The sequence below is a fragment of the Acinetobacter baylyi DSM 14961 = CIP 107474 genome (assembly GCF_000368685.1).
GTDB classification, from domain to species: domain Bacteria; phylum Pseudomonadota; class Gammaproteobacteria; order Pseudomonadales; family Moraxellaceae; genus Acinetobacter; species Acinetobacter baylyi.
The window spans coordinates 26,797-44,479 of sequence record NZ_KB849628.1 but is presented as its reverse complement, the minus strand read 5'-3'; the positions used below and the strand labels follow the sequence as shown (position 1 = coordinate 44,479).

Below are 17,683 nucleotides of genomic sequence, written 5' to 3'. Positions count from 1 at the left end.
TTAAAACATCAGTCCGACTACTGATGTTCAATATCTCCATGTTTATCATCGATTAAAAGGCAAAATCTTCTGCATCCAGAGCCATCACTGATTCAGCACCTGTTTTAATCGACGCTAAATGCTGCTGAGTACGATTTAATATTTTGTCATAGAAAAATTGTGCTGTTTTGAGTTTAGCTTGATAAAACTTTTCTTCAGTTGTTCCTTTATCCAGTTTGTGTTGCGCAATTTTTGCCATACGCGCCCACAAATAAGCAAAAACGATATAACTGGAGTAATATAAATAATCGACAGAAGCCGCACCAATTTCTTCAGGATTCTGTTTTGCATTCTTTGTAATGTATTGAGTTATTTCTAGCCATTCCATGTTTAAATTAGATAGTCGATCTAGATATGACTTTAAATGGATATTTGATTGATTTTCAAAAATGAATTGATCGATGAGATCAGTCATATTCTTAAGCAACTTGCCTTCTGATTTGAGCACTTTACGCGCTAGTAAATCGAGTGACTGAATTTCAGTTGTGCCTTCATATAAAGTTGAAATACGGGCATCACGAACAATTTGCTCCATACCATGTTCAATAATAAAACCATGCCCGCCAAAGATTTGTACGCCATGCTTGGCAGATTCATTGCCCGATTCTGTAAGAAATGCCTTGGCAATTGGAGTGAGAAAAGCCAAAAGTTCATCTGAAGCTTGTTTTTGTTGTGGGTCTTTTGTTTTTTCAACAATATCTGCATGTTGCGCTAAAAAATACGCCAGTGCCCGCCCACCTTCAGCAAAGGCTTTTTGGGTCATCAACATACTGCGTACCGCAGGATGGACAATAATTGGATCTGCATTCTTCTCTGGATACTGTATGCCACTTAAAGCTCGCATAGCCAAACGATCCCTGGCATATTCAAGTGCGCCCTGAAAAGCGATTTGTGAAGCCGCCAGTCCCTGAACGGCTGTACCAATCCGTGCTGTATTCATAAAGGTAAACATGCAATTCAGTCCACGGTTTTCTGGGCCAATCAGAAAGCCTTGAGCTGCATCGAAATTCATCACACAAGTTGCATTACCATGAATTCCCATTTTATGTTCAATGGCACTACAAACTACGTGATTACGTTCTAGAAGATGGCCAAATTCATCAACATTAAATTTTGGTACGATAAATAACGAAATCCCTTTGGTACCTGCGGGTGCATTGGGTAAACGAGCCAATACAATATGGATAATATTTTCAGCCAAATCATGCTCACCAGCAGAGATAAAAATTTTCTCACCTGTAATCGCGTAGCTGCCATCAGCCTGAGGTTCGGCTCTGGTACGAATCAAACCCAGATCGGAGCCTGCATGTGATTCAGTCAAACACATGGTTCCTGTCCAGATGCCTGCAACAAGTTTTGTCAAAAATGTTTGCTTTTGTTGTTCGGTACCATGGTGTTCCAGTGTACGCATTGCTCCGTGTGAAAGCCCTTGATACATTGCCCAAGACCAGTTTGAGCCACACAACATTTCTGAAATCGCTATACGCAATAAAGTTGGCATACCTTGACCACCATATTTAGGATCGGCAGTTAAAGAGGTAAAACCAAGTTCTGCATATTTTTGATGGGCCTCTTTAAAGCCTCTTGGTGTCGTAACTTTGCCTTGTTCAAAATGACATCCTTCTTGATCACCATTTTGATTAAGCGGTGCAATTTCATTTTCACAAAAATCCGCGGCCACTTCCAGATACTGATTAACGACATCCATATTCATTTGATCTGCATACTCTGGAAACTGCTGATAACGCTGTTCAATATTTAACAACTCATACAACACAAATTGCATATCACGAAGTGGCGCTTTATAGAGTGGCATATCCTATTCCTTGTACTTATTTTGCCTCAGTCATTCTGAGAGTTGATGTATCCTACACACTTAAAATATCAAAAAAATTTCATATTGCAAAATTAATTTCCGAAAAAAATAAAGCAATAATTATAACAAAATCCAATCACTTTATTATTTATATTTAATTTTCATACATATAGTATAATTTTTTATTCATTACATTCTTATAATACTAAAAAAATTAGTTTTATATTTTGTTATGCAGAATTTTATTTTGATAAATAAGATTTTATAGTAAAGTATCTACAGTTTTAGATCTAAAGGATATCTCATGCAAACTGGACTGGAATTTTTAACGTCACTCATGAATGGTGAAGTGTCTTCATCTCCCATGGCACAAACTCTTCCTATGCAACTCATTGAGGTCTCCAAGGGAAAAGTCATTTATAAAGTCACGCCTAACCAGACGCATCTGAATGTTCAAGGTGGTGTACATGGTGGATTTTGTGCAACCGCACTTGATACATCTACTGGTGGGGCGGCGCATTCCATACTTGAAGCAAATGCAGGTTATGGAACAATAGATTTAAATGTCAAAATGATTCGTCCAATGCAGGTCGATACAACTTATTATGCTTCAGGTGAACTCATTAACGCAGGTCGCAATATTATTACTACTGAAGGCAAAATTTTAGATGAGCAAGGCAAAATTTATGCTTTTGCATCTGCTACATTTATGATTATACGGCGCTAAATTTTATTATTGATTAAGTCGTTATGGCTTAATCAATTCATTTAAGCTGTCTCATTTTATAAAAATCATAACGATCAATGATAAAACAGATCACCGCCATCATTGAGCCAATGACCACGCATGCACTCCATCCCCAGTGTTTCCAAGCATACACAGCCACAAAAGACCCTATTGCTGCTCCGCCAAAATATAATGTCATATAAATTGAATTAATACGTGAGCGTGCTTGAGGTGAAATACGATACACCAGATTCTGGTTCAATACGTGTAATGCAGATAAACCAAAATAAGCGAGAATCACACCAATTGCATATAAAACTAAAAACTTTTGGGCAAAAAACAATGGAACCCACGCCAAAACTAATAAAGCAAGACTCACGAGCGAAGTGATATTTTCTCTTTGCCCTGCAATATTTTTACCTGCCCAAGGAGTTGCAAATACACCAGCCAATCCTACAATGCCAAATAAGCCTATTTGAAAATCATTAAAATAATAAGGTGCATTGGCCAGCAAAAATGTCATCGTGGTAAAAATCAGAGCCAATATACCAAAACCAATTCCACCCACTAAGCCACGTCTAATCAGGTGAGGTTCATGCGTAGCCAAGGAAAACAGCGAAGTATAAATCTGCCAGACTTTGAGTTGTCCTGAATTTCGACTTACAGGTAACTTATTCCAGACAATTCCTGCGAAACATAGAATTAAACAACCACTAATCAAATACACCGCATGCCACGACCAGATTGTAGATAATAGTCCTGCTATTGAACGCGCCAGTAGAATCCCCATAAACAGCCCACTCATCAAAGTACCTACAACTTGCGGGCTTTTTTGAGGTGAAGCCAAACCTGCTGCAAATGGTACTAAAACTTGTGTAGATACAGAGAAAAAAGTGGATAGAAACGTGAGACTATATAAAGTTGCCAGATTAGGACTCAGTGATAGTCCGATTTGAGCAAATCCTGTACAGGACATTAAAATGGCGATATATGATCTTTTCTCAAAAAAATCCCCCATAGGCACGAGTAAAAACAGCCCAACTGCATAAGATAACTGACCAATTACAATCACCAGAGCCGCTTGTTCTGGATTTACCCCTAACGCATGCGCAATTGAATAGATTAACGGTTGATTATAATAATTCGATCCAGCACAAATACCACAGGTCATCGCCAGTATAAACACCAAACCTTTAGAGAGCTGCATATGATCTGCACTGGATGGAATTATTCTATTCATTTCGTATCAATCTCCTTTTTAAAACTTGTACATTGACACGAAGTTGATACGCGATACATCTGCTTTACGGCCATCAAATACTTTTCGCTCTCCTTGATGATACTCTACGCCAAAGTCCATTTGTGCTGTTGGGCTATAAAACAGATTGGCAGCATAATCAATCAAACGCTCGTTAGCATCTGGATTAATTTCGGCATAAGCACTGTTATCATCGTATTTAAAGATCGATGCAGACCAGTTTGTTCGCCAATACTCATTAAATTTATATGTATAGCCGATATTGGCAACATCCAGTGTATTCATCACCAAATCTGTTTTTTCTCTATTCAAAGAAAAGTCACCTGCCGCATTTAAACTTGATGCATTTGCCAAGCCACTTTGAGTCGTATACGGCATAAATTTCTGGTCACCGACAATGTGCTGGTAGTTGGCTTGAATCGAATGTTGCGGTGTAATTTGATATTTGACTCCACCACCTGCGCCCCAACTTAGTTTTTTGACATTATCTGTTGTTACATCTACAGATTTTTCATTGATAAAACCTTGAGCCAGTAGCAAAAGTGGGCCATTTTTGTAGCTATACCGGCTGGTGAGTGACGGAAGTGCAGAAACACGTGACCCTGTATATTCGACAGCCACTTTGAGATCATGATTTTGATCAATTTTCCAATCATAGCGAATCTGTGGCAGTCGAGTATAAGACGTTCCAAGAAATTGCGTATAATCGACAGATTCAGTACGTGTTTCCATATTAGACATCAACGACCATGTCTGACCAAATGTCCAGTTCTTGTAGGTAAAAAAGGCGTGACGGATACGAAATTTACCATCACCAGTTCCCATGGTGGAGCTATCAAAAAAATCGGCTTCAATATTTCCCGTTATTTTTTTATCTGGACTATTAAAATAAACACCTAAGCGACTTGCATTAATACTGGCATCTGAACGGGCATGATTAGACCGAGTTGAACTTTCAAACGGCGCTCGATATAAGCTACTGGTTGTACGTCCACCGCTATCAGGTGAAGATTTAAAATCAACGGCTGCATCTAGTCGCGCAATTCCATAGATCTTGACGTTGTCCGTCCATGTTACCCAAGAAGGCGCTATTACTTTTTCTTTGGTTTGTATTTCATTTGCGTTTTGAGTCTTAACTTTTGATTCTGCTAACATGTTCTGCTGATTGGTCTTTTGCAATTCAAGTTCAGCTTTTAAACGCTGCAATTCTGCTTCCAGAGCATTAATTCTTTGTTCGGTGCTTTTATTTTCTGTAGAATTTGCCAAAAGTGTCCCTGAGGCCGTAGCACAAGCCACAGCCAAAATAAGTTTTTTCATCTTTATTCCTTTAAAATATGTCTTAAATTTTTAGCGCATAAATATTGAAAACTCTAAAAAATAAGTTTTTTTGATTCATATCATTTATCTAAGCTGAATCAACGATGAATAAGTACAGTGATCAATTAATGGGCATTCAGTTAAGGCTTGCAAAGTATCAAAATCTAATCCGTCGACCATTTCAATCACATATGCCTGTCCATCTTTCAGCTCAATCGTACATAAATCTGTATAAATACGATCAACACACTGCTCACCAGTGATTGGATAAGTCAGATGTTTAACAATTTTAGGTTCGCCTTTTTTGGTGGTATGTTCCATATACACAAAAATACGCTTGGCCCCAACCGCCAAATCCATTGCTCCCCCAACAGCAGGCACATCATCGTCTTTACCTGTATGCCAGTTAGCCAAATCACCATTGAGCGCGACTTGAAATGCCCCAATAACGCAAATATCCAGATGTCCACCACGCATAATGTCAAATGAATCTCCATGATGCATAAAACATCCACCTGATAGTAAAGTCACCAGCTCTTTACCTGCATTGACTAAGTCCTGATCTTCTTCACCTTCAGCAGGAGGTGGACCAAATGCCAGTACACCATTCTCTGAGTGCAGAAAAATTTCCTTATCTTTTGGCAAGTATTTTGCGACATGGGTTGGTAATCCAATTCCAAGATTGACATACGAACCATCAGGAATATCCTTTGCTATCATGATTGCGATATCTTCTCGACTTCTTTTCTGAATCGTCATTTTATATCTCCTAATCGCACCACATGCTGTACAAATATCCCGGGTGTAATAATGCATTCGGGATCAAGATCACCCAATTCAACAGTTTGATTGACTTGAGCAATTGTTGTTTTTGCAGCTTTGGCCATAATCGGACCAAAATTTCTGGCGGCTTTACGATAAGTTAAATTCCCCCAGCGATCTGCCTTATCTGCATAAATGAATGCATAATCGGCTTCAAGTGGATATTCAAGTACATAATTTTTACCGTTAATAATGCGCGTTTCTTTGCCTTCAGCAATTTTGGTCCCGTAGCCTGTGGGGGTAAATACCGCTCCCAGACCAGCACCTGCTGCTTGAATACGACATGCAAGATTTCCCTGAGGAACCAGTTCAAGTTCAATTTTTCCCGCACGATATAAATCTGGAAAAACAGTCGAACTGATTGATTTTGGATACGAGCAAATGAGCTTTTTGACCAATCCAGCAGTGAAAAGCTGAGTCAAACCATTCGGGCCAGATGAAGCATTATTATTGATAATAGTTAACTCTTTTGGAGCGAAATCAATTAATGCTTCAAGTAGTGCCTCAGGTTGACCTGTCGTACCAAAACCACTTGTCATAATCGTTGAACCATCTGGAATCGATTTTAAAATGGGCTCAATATCATTAATGATTTTATTAATCATAAGCATTCATTCCTTTTGCATTTATACACTTCTTAAACATTTGAATTCATCTGCTTTCTAGAGGCGTATAACCTGTCTTTAATAAACAATGTTGGGCTCAATTCACATAGCAAAATGCAACCGCTATTAATAAAAATCCTGTCCTTCTGGACGATTCTGACTTTTGCAATGTGCAAACCTTTCATGTTCATCCTGTCACCGATCATTGAGAATTAAATTTGTTGTACTTTCTAAAATCTAATAATTTTGAGATGTGAAGACTGATCATGTGTATCAGAATGACTCGTTATTAATCCGCTTTTTGGGGGTTATAAAGTCGATCCTTGATAAATAAAAGCGGGATCACACCACAAATAAAGTAAGCAGCAGCCATAACCAGCAAACCTAGACCAATAGAGCCACTTTGTGATAAATACCCAATGGTAAGTGGAGAAAAAATAGAAAGAACTTTACCCACGTTGTAAGCTCCACCAACAGCGGAACCACGAATTGATGTTGGAAAACTTTCTGTCATATAGGTCGCATTAATGGCATATGGAATACCGTAAAGGAAGCCAAAAAATAGCATCATCCATAAAATATTGGCAGGAGTATTCAGGTACACAATCACGGGAATAAATAATGCAGTCCCGATGGTACCAAAGGCAAATACAGCCCGACGACCAAGTTTGTCTGCAATCATACCTGCAATGATTTTGGCAAAAATCATAATGATGAATGTTCCCACCATATACATTGCCATTTCTTTGAATTTAATCCCAAGCTCAGATTCTAAATAAGCAGGTAACCAGTTACTTACACCGTAGTAACCAAATTGTAATGCTCCAGTACTCACTACCCAAAGCAGAAACATAATGCCATGTTTCTTTTCTTTAAAGATTTCACGATACGGATTTTCGCGTTTAACCTCTTTCATACCGCCTGTTGCTTGCTGCGCACGAATTTGACGAGATTTTTTCCATGATTCTGGTTCTGGAACCATATAGTGCATAAAAAATGAAAGGACGACTGGTACAATGGCTAACCAGTACAAATAACGCCAGCCATGCTCGGGAATGATATGTCCAGCCAGCAAGGTCGCCAGCAACGAACCCAAGGTATATCCTGTCATCAAGGTAGCAAGTACTGTCGTACGATGCTTGGTCGGAACCATCTCCGACATCAACACGTTACACGCAATGTAAAGCGCACCAAGCCCCATCGAACCAAAGACCCGCACAATCGCAAATTGTTCAAATGAGTGAGTAAAACCCAAGGCACAAGTGAGAATTGATGAATACGCAATAAAAAACACAATAATCCGCACGCGACCAAAACGATCACACGCCCACCCACCAAATAGGCCACCAATAGCAGACCCAAAAAGAGTTAAACTTCCTAAAGTACCTGCTTGTAATCCAGTGAGATGAAATTCACTTTTCAAACTGGTCAAGCTCAATGCCAAAAATCCCAAATCGGCACCGTCACATAGCAAAGCTAAAAATGCAAATATAAAAGCAGTAATCCAAATCTTTTTAGGCGTTTGTATGGCTTGATTAGGCTGGCTTGTTGTAATTGAATCTGTTGTCATGTCTATATCCTCAGACAATATATGCATGAGGCATCCTCTGCCTCATGTTAAGTAAAATAAGGCTTTAGGACGTCACTTCCTTAATCATATTTTTGGCAATAATAATTTGCTGAACTTGGGTCGTACCCTCATAAAGACGGAATAAACGCACGTCACGATAAAAACGCTCAATCGAATATTCACTGATGTAACCTGCCCCACCATGAATTTGCACACAGCGATCTGCGACTCGACCACACATTTCTGTTGCAAACATCTTGGCACATGAGGCTTCTGTACTAATATTTTGGCCTTCATCACGGCGACGTGCTGCATCCAAAACCATACATTTAGCCGCATAAATTTCGGCTTTAGAGTCTGCCAGCATGGCTTGAATCAATTGAAAATTTGCAATGGGTTGACCAAACTGCTTACGCTCGACAGCATAATGTAGTGCATCATTCAACATACGCTCTGCAACACCTACACTATATGCACCAATATGTAGACGGCCTTTATCCAGCACTTTCATTGCTGTTTTAAAACCAACGCCTTCAACGCCACCAATTAATGCAGATGCAGGTACTCGACAATTTTCAAAAATCACATCACAGGTATGAGAGCCTTTTTGTCCCATTTTCTGATCTATTTTGCCTAGTGTGATACCTGGTGTATTGGCTTCTACCAAAAAAGCAGAAATTCCACCTGCCCCTTTAATTGCTGGATTGGTGCGTGCCATTACGGTAAATGTTGCTGCATGCGGTGCATTGGTAATAAAACGCTTGGTTCCATTTAATATGTAGAAATCACCATCTTTTACCGCTGTCGTTTTTAAAGAGGCAGCATCTGAACCCGCTTCTGGTTCAGTTAAGCAAAATGAACCAATAATTTCTCCACTGGCATAACGTGGCAAATATTTCTGTTTTTGCTCCTCAGTTCCATCAATGATTAAACCACTTGAACCAATGCCATTATTTGTGCCAATCAATGAACGAAATGCTGGGGATGTCTGACCAAGTTCAAACGCGACATTCACCTCTTCTTCCATTGTGATTCCAAGTCCACCGTATTCTTCGGGAATGGTTAAACCAAATAGGCCTAGTTCTCGCATTTGCTGAATAATATCTTCAGGAATACAATCCTTTTCTGCAACTTCATGCTCTCGAGGAATCAATTCATTTTTTACAAAATCTCGTATTGTCGAAAGTAATTGTTGCAACATCCCTTCATCGCGAATCATGCGTGATCTCCCATCTCTATATTTCGCTATAGCAATCTACTATTTTAGAAAATAGCCAGACTGCAAGATTTCACAAAATCTTGTTCTGCTTCATTTTGATTTCATATTACGAGAAATAAAACCATATTTTCAATACTTTTTAAAAATAAATTTCGTTAAACGAAATTAAAAACCATACAGCCTTTAAATTTCAGGGGTTTATTGAATTTGTTGAAAATTCATCATTGTGAATCTATAAAAAACACTTGAAAAAAAATCTAGTTTAAGCATCATATGAGGAATATAGTTTTGTTATGCGAAACAAAGGATGTAAAAATAATGATTCCAGATCAGGATAATTTCGTTGAAATTGATTTTTCAATTGAACAAATTGCAATCGTCAAGATTAACCGACCAGCCTCAAAGAATGCTTTAAATACAGAAGTTCGTAAGCAACTTGCACAAGCATTTACAGAGCTGAGCTTTAATGACCAAATCAATGCAATTGTTCTAACGGGTGGTGAGGATGTCTTTGCAGCAGGTGCAGACCTCAAAGAAATGGCAACAGCAAGCTCGACCGATATGTTGTTACGTCATACCGAACGTTACTGGAATGCTATTGCACAATGTCCCAAGCCCGTAATTGCAGCCGTAAACGGTTATGCTTTGGGAGGTGGTTGTGAGCTGGCCATGCATACCGACATTATTATTGCAGGAAAAAGCGCTACTTTCGGGCAGCCTGAAATTAAGGTTGGTTTGATGCCAGGTGCAGGCGGTACGCAACGTTTATTTCGTGCCGTTGGAAAATTTCATGCGATGCGTATGATCATGACAGGTGTCATGGTTCCAGCAGAAGAAGCCTATCTGATTGGTCTAGTGTCTCAAGTCACTGAAGATAGTCAAACAATTCCTACCGCAATCAAAATGGCTCAAAGTCTTGCAAAAATGCCACCTATTGCTTTACAGCAAATTAAAGAAGTCGCTTTGATGAGTGAAGATGTCCCCTTAAATGCCGGCTTAACTCTGGAACGCAAATCGTTTCAATTGCTGTTTTCTACCGAAGATAAAAATGAAGGTATCAATGCGTTTATCGAAAAACGTAAACCCTCCTATCACGGTAAATAAAAACATTAAGAACACATATCTAGGAAGAAATGATGGCACGTAAAGTACTGATTACTGCTGGTGGCTCAGGGATTGGCCGATGTATTGCAGAAGCTTTTTTAAAGCAAGGTGATCAAGTTTTTGTCTGCGACATTAACGATAGTCATTTGCAGCAATTTAGACAAGATTACCCGCAATTACATACTTTTTGCTGTGATCTAGGTCAGCCTAAATATGTTCAAGCCATGTTTGATACTGCCGTACAACAATTGGGTGGATTAGATATTTTAATTAATAATACTGGAGTTTCAGGACCAACGGTTGCTGCCGAAGAGTTGAGCTTTGAAGAATGGACTCAGGTATTGAATCTTAATTTGAATAGTACTTTTTTAGTGACCAAACTGGCTATTCCCTATCTAAAACAATCTGATGCTGGTGTGATCATCAATCTTTCCTCTATTGCAGGACGCATGGGCTATCCATTTAGACTGGCCTATTCCACTTCAAAATGGGGAATTGTTGGTTTTACAAAAACCCTTTCAATGGAACTAGGCGCTTTTGATATTCGTGTTAATGCAATACTGCCTGGCGCGGTAGATGGCGAAAGAGTACAACGCGTGTTACAGGCACGTGCAGACAGCATGAATATTTCAATTGAAGACGTGACTGAAAATGCATTAGCCAACCAGTCGATCAAACACTTCGTTAACCCAAAACATATTGCAGACTTATGTATCTTTCTTGCATCAGATAGTGGTCGCTCAATTTCAGGACAAATTTTACCAATTGATGGTGATAAGCAGCGACTGACCTAATTCTTCATCATCAATATCAACGGAATCAAATCTCTAAGGACAGTCAGCATGACACATCCAATTAAGAAAATTGCCATTATTGGCGTTGGTGTAATGGGTAGTGGTATCGCCCAAATTGCCGCACAATCAGGACATATAACTTATTTATATGACGCTAAAGCAGGTGCAGCACAACAGGCCAAACAACAATTAGCAATTACGTTTCAAAAACTGCTTGATAAAAACAAAATAACGACTGAATACGCAGATGCAGCCAATGCCAATCTTCTGATTGCCAACGAACTGCATGATTTAAAAGACTGTGACTTAATCGTTGAAGCAATTGTTGAACGTCTGGACATTAAACAGTCATTGATGAGTCAGCTTGAGGCAATTGTACCCGAAACCACAATTTTGGCTTCAAACACTTCCTCACTTTCAATTACAGCGATTGCCTCCAACTGCAAGCATCCTGAGCGTGTCGCTGGCTATCATTTCTTTAATCCTGTACCACTCATGAAGGTGGTAGAAGTGATTCAGGGTTTAAAGACTGATCCCAAACACATTGAAACCTTGAATCAATTATCGCGGGTATTGGGTCATCGCCCAGTTGTCGCAAAAGATACCCCAGGATTTATTATTAACCATGCGGGTCGTGCTTATGGCACAGAAGCCTTAAAAATCCTGAATGAAAATGTCACAGATATTAGTGAAATTGACCGTATTTTACGTGATGGCGTCGGCTTTAGAATGGGACCATTCGAGCTTATGGATCTCACTGGACTTGATGTTTCACATCCAGTGATGGAATCAATTTATCATCAATATTATGAAGAAGCACGTTATCGTCCAAATTCATTGACCAAACAAATGCTCGAAGCGAAACAATTAGGTCGTAAAGTGGGTCAAGGTTTTTATGATTATCGTACAGGGAGCAAAACTGGTGAGACTTCTGCCAAAGTGGCTGAACGCTTAACACTGTACCCAAAAGTATGGATTGCTGCTGATTTTGAAGATGATAAACAATTACTTATAAATTATCTCACCACACACAATATTCAACTTGATGTAGGTGCCAAGCCGCAGGCGGACAGTTTATGTTTGTTGGCTTGTTATGGGGAAGATACAACGCATGCAGCGCTACGTCTCAATGTTAATCCAGCACATAGTGTTGCAATTGATATGCTCTACGGCATTGAAAAACACCGTACTTTAATGCCATCACTCATAACCGAAGTGACGTATAGTCATGCAGCTCATTCGATCTTCAATTTAGATGGTGCAATGGTTAGCACTATTGGTGAAAGTATCGGCTTTGTGGCACAGCGCATATTGGCTATGGTCATCAACTTAGGCTGTGATATAGCTCAACAAGCAATTGCCTCTGTGGATGATATTAATGCAGCCGTAAGGTTGGGCTTGGGCTATCCATTTGGGCCAATTGAATGGGGTGATGAAATTGGTTCGAATAAGATCTTACTTATTCTAAACCGCATTACTGCATTGACCTCTGACCCACGTTACCGCCCTAGTCCATGGTTACAACGCCGTGTTGCGCTTAATCTTCCACTTACATTTACTACTTAATTTAAAAGGGAATTTAATTCATGTTAAATGCATATATTTATGATGGTTTACGTACGCCATTTGGTCGCCATGCAGGTGAACTTGCTTCAATCCGTCCCGATGACCTTGCAGGATTAGTGATTCAACGCTTGATTGAAAAAACAGGTGTAGCAGGTGCAGACATTGAAGATGTGATTTTTGGTGATACCAATCAGGCAGGTGAAGACAGTCGAAATATAGCCCGTCATGCTGCATTATTGGCAGGTTTGCCTGTGACTGTACCGGGCCAGACTGTAAACCGATTATGTGCCAGTGGCTTAGCTGCAATTATTGATTCTGCTCGTGCAATCACATGCGGTGAGGGTGATTTATATATTGCGGGTGGTGTTGAGAGTATGTCACGCGCACCATTTGTCATGGGTAAAGCTGAAAGTGCCTATAGCCGAGATGCAAAAATTTATGATACCACCATTGGTACACGTTTTCCTAATAAGAAAATTGTAGCCCAATACGGCGGTCATTCAATGCCTGAAACAGGTGATAATGTCGCGGTTGAATATGGCATTAGCCGTGAACAAGCCGATTTATTTGCTGCGCAATCACAGGCAAAATATCAGAAAGCACTCGAAGAAGGTTTTTTTGCTGGCGAAATTACAGCAGTAGAAGTGTCTCAAGGAAAAAAATTACCCCCTAAGCAAGTGACTGAAGATGAACATCCGCGTCCGAGCTCCACGCTTGAGGCTTTAAGCAAATTAAAGCCATTATTTGAAGGTGGTGTGGTGACTGCTGGCAATGCTTCGGGTATCAATGACGGTGCAGCTGCGTTATTAATTGGTTCAGAAGTTGCTGGTCAAAAATATGGTTTAACCCCCATGGCAAAAATATTGTCTGCGGCAGCGGCTGGTGTTGAACCACGCATTATGGGTGCAGGGCCAATCGAAGCAATTAAAAAAGCTGTTGCGCGTGCAGGTTTGACACTAGATGATTTAGACATTATTGAAATTAATGAAGCTTTTGCCTCACAAGTTTTGTCTTGCCTAAAAGGTTTAGGTATCGATTTTAACGACCCACGTGTTAATCCAAATGGTGGTGCTATTGCAGTGGGTCACCCTCTAGGTGCATCGGGTGCGCGTTTGGCACTGACAGTAGCGCGTGAATTACAACGTCGCAATAAAAAATATGCAGTTGTCAGCTTGTGTATTGGTGTTGGTCAAGGTTTAGCAATGGTCATTGAAAACGTTTCATAACCTTTCTTGAAAATATCCATTCATCACAACAGCATTGTGATGAATGGATTCAATTTACAAAGCAAAATAAAATACCTTATCATCTGGGCTTATTCATTCATTTGAGAAGTCAATGTCCCCAAGCGCTGAAACAAAAAACAATGATAAAACGCTTAATTTTGATGAAATTCGTTTAGATCCTATTTCCCATATTCATCGTGAAAACAATCCTCAATTCATTGCTTCTTTAGCACGCGGTTTAGAGTTATTGCGCTGTTTCTCATTACAACATCAAGTATTGGGTAATCAGGAACTTGCTAAAATGACAGGTTTACCCAAACCAACAATTGCTCGTATTACCAATACTTTGGTCAGCTTAGGCTATTTAAAACAAATGCCAAATTCTCCTAAATATATGCTTGATTTGGGAGTTTTATCATTGGGCTATGCAGCCTTGTCTAATCTGAGTATTCGCACTACAGCGCACCGTTTTATGGAAGAAATGAGTATGTATGCACAGGCACCAGTTGCATTGGCTGCACGTGATCGTTTAAATATGCTCTATTTGGATGTAGTGCAAACCAATAGTACGATGCGCCGTCCAATCGGTTCAACATTACCCTTGCATAACAGCTCTATGGGACGTGCCTGCCTAGCCGCAACGCCAAAACAGGAACGTTATTTCTTACTCGAAGCCATTCAAAAACGTGAACCAGAAAACTGGATCGAGATTAAGGAAAAACTCGATATTGCATTCGATCAATATGCCGAATATGGCTATTGCCTATCTTTAGGAGAATGGCAGCAGGGAATCAACTCTGTTGCGGTGCCTTTAATGAGCACAAAACATGGTCTGTATGTTTTTAACTGTGGAGCACCTTCTTACGCCTTGAGTACCGAAAAATTAATTGAAGATATTGGGCCGCGATTAAAATATATGGTAAACAGTATTCAGGATGCTTTGACAGAAAGTCTTTAAATTAAAAAGGAGCAGCCCGCCTGCTCCAAGAGAATCAACCTTGTTGAATCACTTTTCTATCTTTTAAATCATGTAATTCTTTATCAGATAAAAATCGATTTAAAATCTGATCAGTATCTTCACCCAAATAAGGGGGTGCTTTTAGATACTCGACAGGTGTTTTGGATAGTTTGATCGGCGATCCAATCGAAATATAATCAGAACGCAACGGATGCTGCATATGAATTACCATCTCACGGAAAACCACCTGCTCTTCCTCCAAGGTCTGCTGTAAATTATTAATCATACCCACAGGCACCTTAACTTTATGAATACGATCAACCCATAGCTGGGCAATCTCTGTCATAAAGTGTTGTTGTAAGATATGACTGATCTCTTCTCGATGCGTGACCCGATCTTTATTTTTAGTAAATTTGGAGTTTTTGCACAGTTCAGGCAATCCTATACTTTCACATAAGGCCTGAAACTGCTGATCGTTACCACAAGCAATAATAAATTCCCCTTCTTTTGCCTTGAAGACTTGATAAGGCACGATATTGGCATGCGCATTTCCAAACCGACCTGGTACTTTGGTCGATGTTAAATAATTCATAGCCAGAACTGAGAGTGATGCAACCTGTGTATCCAACAAGGCCATATCTATATGCTGGCCTTCGCCAGTGGTTACTCGTGACAACAATGCAGCCTGAATGGCAATGGCTGCATATAAACCTGTCGTCAAATCTGCAAAAGCCAAACCTGCTTTTTGAGGCCCTCCGCCAGGTAAATCATCTCGCTCACCTGTTACACTCATCATACCGCCCATCCCCTGAATAATAAAATCATAGCCAAGTTCAGCCGCACGTGGGCCTTTCTGTCCAAAACCAGTAATCGAGCAATACACCAGTTTGGGGTTGATCTGACTTAAACTTTCATAGTCCAGACCATATTTCTTGAGTGAGCCCGCTTTATAGTTTTCGATCACAACATCACTTTCTAACACCATTTTTCTGATTAGTGCCTGACCTTCTTCTGTTGCCATATCAATTGCAACCGAATGTTTACCACGATTTGCTGATAAATAATAAGCAGATTCAGTCGTCTCCTTACCATCATCATTTTTAAGAAATGGAGGCCCCCAAATGCGTGTATCATCACCATAAAATGGCTTTTCTATCTTAATTACTTCTGCGCCCAAGTCTGCCAATACCTGACTACACCAAGGTCCAGCTAAAATCCTGCTTAAATCCAGAACCCTAAATCCTGTTAAGGCACCCATATTTCCCTCTTTTGCGTTTAGTTGTGGTCTTAATTAAAATAAATTTAATTAATAATAGACTAAAATATCGCATTGCAAAATAAAATTTTATTATTGTAAATATGTTTATTTTTGATTAAGCTTATTTCACCGCTTTCTTTGTGCAACAAAAATTGCACTGCAAAACTCAAGTGAAATTCCATGGCTTCTTCGAGTATCTATACCCCAACCGTTGTTCTCATGGCAGTTGCTGCGGGTATTTGCTCAGGGAGTAATTATTTTAGCCAGCCTCTGGTACATTCAATGGCTTTGGAACTTCATCTTTCTGAAACCACAATTGCATGGATTCCGACACTTGCCCAAATTGCTTATGCCTGTGGTTTATTATTTTTAATGCCATTGGGTGATATTCTTGAAAAAAGACGATTACTGTTTATTTTAATGTTATTGGCATCTTTGGGTTTACTGATTAGTGGTTTTTCTGGTCATATTGCCTTCATTATGTTGGGAACTGTAATTACAGGTTTGTTTTCAGTATCTGCACAGTTATTGCTCCCTCTTGCTGCAAGTTTGGTTCCAATTCAGCATAGTGGTCGTGTAGTCGGTTTTTTAATTAGTGGACTCATGGTCGGGATTCTTCTAGCACGATCTTTGTCTGGTCTCATGTCTACTTTATTTGCCTGGAATATTATTTATTTGGTCAGTGGCTTTTTATTATTAGCTATTGCGATAGTTTTATATTTAAAAATTAATTCTTTCCCAGCAACACAATCGGAAAATTATTTAAAAACAATTCGGTCTATTCCTATTATTTTTAAGGAAAATCAACGTTTACGTCGCCGTACTTATCTTGGCTTTTTCATATTTGCTGGAATTAGCATGATATTTACAACGATGTCACTTTTACTTGCCCCTGCACCCTATCACTTTAGCGATTTTACAATTGGGTTATTTGGATTTGTGGGGATTATAGGAACCTTTATTGCCAACTTTTCAGGTAAATATATGGATCAGGGATATGTTCATAAAATCTCGATCTGGGGTGGCTTTGGTTTCATTTTGAGCTGGCTATTATTCAGTTTACTACCATTTTCATTTATTTTTTATGTAATCGGAACAATTTTGATTTATTCGTGCCTGTCGGCAATACATGTGACTAATCAAAGTATTGTATTTAAATTGAATCAAAAACTTAGATCCCGCTTTAATGCCATTTACATGACAGGTTATTTTACTGGTGGTGCTGTAGGTACAACATTGGCAAGTTACACATGGCGCCATTTTGGGTGGAACGGAGTTTGTGTGTTAGGCCTAATTTTTGCTACTTTGACACTTTACTATTGTTTTCGTGATGCAAGGCTTGCACCAATATCTCATGTTCCATTAAATAAAAACCAGTAATATTGAATGGAATATTACTGGCGT

At 39.4% G+C, this 17,683-nt stretch carries 15 protein-coding genes; 7 read left to right on the top strand and 8 right to left on the bottom strand.

The features are described from left to right. Positions 1–52: 52 nt before the first annotated feature. Positions 53–1,855, bottom strand: a complete 1,803-nt coding sequence (locus tag F952_RS09610) for an acyl-CoA dehydrogenase C-terminal domain-containing protein (protein ID WP_004926608.1) — start codon at positions 1,853–1,855, stop codon at positions 53–55. 304 nt (positions 1,856–2,159) lie between these two features. Between F952_RS09610 and F952_RS09605 the strand changes: the two genes are divergently transcribed. Then, positions 2,160–2,582 (top strand): PaaI family thioesterase, encoded by a 423-nt coding sequence (locus F952_RS09605; protein WP_004926604.1) that lies wholly within the window; start codon positions 2,160–2,162, stop codon positions 2,580–2,582. A gap of 37 nt (positions 2,583–2,619) precedes the next feature. Here the strand turns inward: F952_RS09605 and F952_RS09600 are convergent, their stop codons facing one another. The 6 genes from F952_RS09600 to F952_RS09575 all read right to left on the bottom strand — a co-directional run bounded on the left by F952_RS09600 (position 2,620) and on the right by F952_RS09575 (position 9,373). Next, positions 2,620–3,822, bottom strand: coding sequence for an MFS transporter (locus tag F952_RS09600; RefSeq protein WP_004926601.1), 1,203 nt, complete (start codon positions 3,820–3,822; stop codon positions 2,620–2,622). An 18-nt stretch (positions 3,823–3,840) separates the two neighbouring features. After that, positions 3,841–5,157, bottom strand: a complete 1,317-nt coding sequence (gene dcaP / locus F952_RS09595; protein ID WP_004926597.1) for an outer membrane trimeric porin-like protein DcaP — start codon at positions 5,155–5,157, stop codon at positions 3,841–3,843. Between the two features lie 84 nt (positions 5,158–5,241). Beyond that, the gene (locus F952_RS09590) at positions 5,242–5,916 is read right to left on the bottom strand and encodes a 3-oxoacid CoA-transferase subunit B (RefSeq protein WP_004926593.1); all 675 of its coding nucleotides are present in this window, start codon (positions 5,914–5,916) and stop codon (positions 5,242–5,244) included. After that, entirely contained in the window at positions 5,913–6,584 is a 672-nt protein-coding gene (locus tag F952_RS09585) for a 3-oxoacid CoA-transferase subunit A (RefSeq protein ID WP_004926591.1), read from the bottom strand. Before F952_RS09585 ends, F952_RS09590 begins: the two co-directional genes overlap by 4 nt. Positions 6,585–6,873: 289 nt before the next feature. Next, a complete protein-coding gene (locus tag F952_RS09580) occupies positions 6,874–8,154 on the bottom strand; it encodes an MFS transporter (protein WP_026056855.1) in 1,281 nt (426 codons plus the stop codon). Between the two features lie 64 nt (positions 8,155–8,218). Then, complete coding sequence (locus F952_RS09575) at positions 8,219–9,373, bottom strand: acyl-CoA dehydrogenase family protein (protein WP_004926586.1); 1,155 nt, start codon at positions 9,371–9,373, stop codon at positions 8,219–8,221. 318 nt (positions 9,374–9,691) lie between these two features. Here F952_RS09575 and F952_RS09570 point away from each other — a divergent pair, with 318 nt between their 5' ends. From F952_RS09570 to F952_RS09550, 5 genes are all read left to right on the top strand, one after another. Further along, complete coding sequence (locus F952_RS09570) at positions 9,692–10,477, top strand: enoyl-CoA hydratase (RefSeq protein WP_004926583.1); 786 nt, start codon at positions 9,692–9,694, stop codon at positions 10,475–10,477. Between the two features lie 32 nt (positions 10,478–10,509). Then, the gene (locus F952_RS09565; protein WP_004926579.1) at positions 10,510–11,271 is read left to right on the top strand and encodes an SDR family oxidoreductase; all 762 of its coding nucleotides are present in this window, start codon (positions 10,510–10,512) and stop codon (positions 11,269–11,271) included. Between the two features lie 48 nt (positions 11,272–11,319). Then, the gene (locus F952_RS09560; RefSeq protein WP_004926572.1) at positions 11,320–12,837 is read left to right on the top strand and encodes a 3-hydroxyacyl-CoA dehydrogenase; all 1,518 of its coding nucleotides are present in this window, start codon (positions 11,320–11,322) and stop codon (positions 12,835–12,837) included. 20 nt (positions 12,838–12,857) lie between these two features. Next, positions 12,858–14,063: a 3-oxoadipyl-CoA thiolase gene (locus F952_RS09555; RefSeq protein WP_004926569.1), complete on the top strand. Its 1,206-nt coding sequence runs from the start codon at positions 12,858–12,860 to the stop codon at positions 14,061–14,063. A gap of 112 nt (positions 14,064–14,175) precedes the next feature. Then, on the top strand, positions 14,176–15,021 hold the full coding sequence (locus F952_RS09550; protein WP_004926566.1) for an IclR family transcriptional regulator: 846 nt from the start codon (positions 14,176–14,178) through the stop codon (positions 15,019–15,021). Positions 15,022–15,055: 34 nt separating this feature from the next. On the opposite strand, the gene F952_RS09545 is transcribed toward F952_RS09550, so the two are convergent. Continuing rightward, positions 15,056–16,279, bottom strand: a complete 1,224-nt coding sequence (locus F952_RS09545) for a CaiB/BaiF CoA transferase family protein (RefSeq protein ID WP_004926563.1) — start codon at positions 16,277–16,279, stop codon at positions 15,056–15,058. A gap of 180 nt (positions 16,280–16,459) precedes the next feature. Between F952_RS09545 and F952_RS09540 the strand changes: the two genes are divergently transcribed. After that, entirely contained in the window at positions 16,460–17,659 is a 1,200-nt protein-coding gene (locus tag F952_RS09540; protein ID WP_004926561.1) for an MFS transporter, read from the top strand. Positions 17,660–17,683 lie beyond the last annotated feature (24 nt).

What these genes read in the sequence shown, in the direction of transcription:
- F952_RS09590 (WP_004926593.1), bottom strand. Translation starts at nt 5,916, where the DNA reads ATGACGATTCAGAAAAGAAGTCGAGAAGATATCGCAATCATGATAGCA.
- F952_RS09555 (WP_004926569.1), top strand. Translation starts at nt 12,858, where the DNA reads ATGTTAAATGCATATATTTATGATGGTTTACGTACGCCATTTGGTCGC.
- F952_RS09600 (WP_004926601.1), bottom strand. Translation starts at nt 3,822, where the DNA reads ATGAATAGAATAATTCCATCCAGTGCAGATCATATGCAGCTCTCTAAA.
- F952_RS09580 (WP_026056855.1), bottom strand. Translation starts at nt 8,154, where the DNA reads ATGACAACAGATTCAATTACAACAAGCCAGCCTAATCAAGCCATACAA.
- dcaP (WP_004926597.1), bottom strand. Translation starts at nt 5,157, where the DNA reads ATGAAAAAACTTATTTTGGCTGTGGCTTGTGCTACGGCCTCAGGGACA.
- F952_RS09565 (WP_004926579.1), top strand. Translation starts at nt 10,510, where the DNA reads ATGGCACGTAAAGTACTGATTACTGCTGGTGGCTCAGGGATTGGCCGA.
- F952_RS09540 (WP_004926561.1), top strand. Translation starts at nt 16,460, where the DNA reads ATGGCTTCTTCGAGTATCTATACCCCAACCGTTGTTCTCATGGCAGTT.
- F952_RS09575 (WP_004926586.1), bottom strand. Translation starts at nt 9,373, where the DNA reads ATGATTCGCGATGAAGGGATGTTGCAACAATTACTTTCGACAATACGA.
- F952_RS09545 (WP_004926563.1), bottom strand. Translation starts at nt 16,279, where the DNA reads ATGGGTGCCTTAACAGGATTTAGGGTTCTGGATTTAAGCAGGATTTTA.
- F952_RS09585 (WP_004926591.1), bottom strand. Translation starts at nt 6,584, where the DNA reads ATGATTAATAAAATCATTAATGATATTGAGCCCATTTTAAAATCGATT.
- F952_RS09570 (WP_004926583.1), top strand. Translation starts at nt 9,692, where the DNA reads ATGATTCCAGATCAGGATAATTTCGTTGAAATTGATTTTTCAATTGAA.
- F952_RS09550 (WP_004926566.1), top strand. Translation starts at nt 14,176, where the DNA reads ATGTCCCCAAGCGCTGAAACAAAAAACAATGATAAAACGCTTAATTTT.
- F952_RS09610 (WP_004926608.1), bottom strand. Translation starts at nt 1,855, where the DNA reads ATGCCACTCTATAAAGCGCCACTTCGTGATATGCAATTTGTGTTGTAT.
- F952_RS09605 (WP_004926604.1), top strand. Translation starts at nt 2,160, where the DNA reads ATGCAAACTGGACTGGAATTTTTAACGTCACTCATGAATGGTGAAGTG.
- F952_RS09560 (WP_004926572.1), top strand. Translation starts at nt 11,320, where the DNA reads ATGACACATCCAATTAAGAAAATTGCCATTATTGGCGTTGGTGTAATG.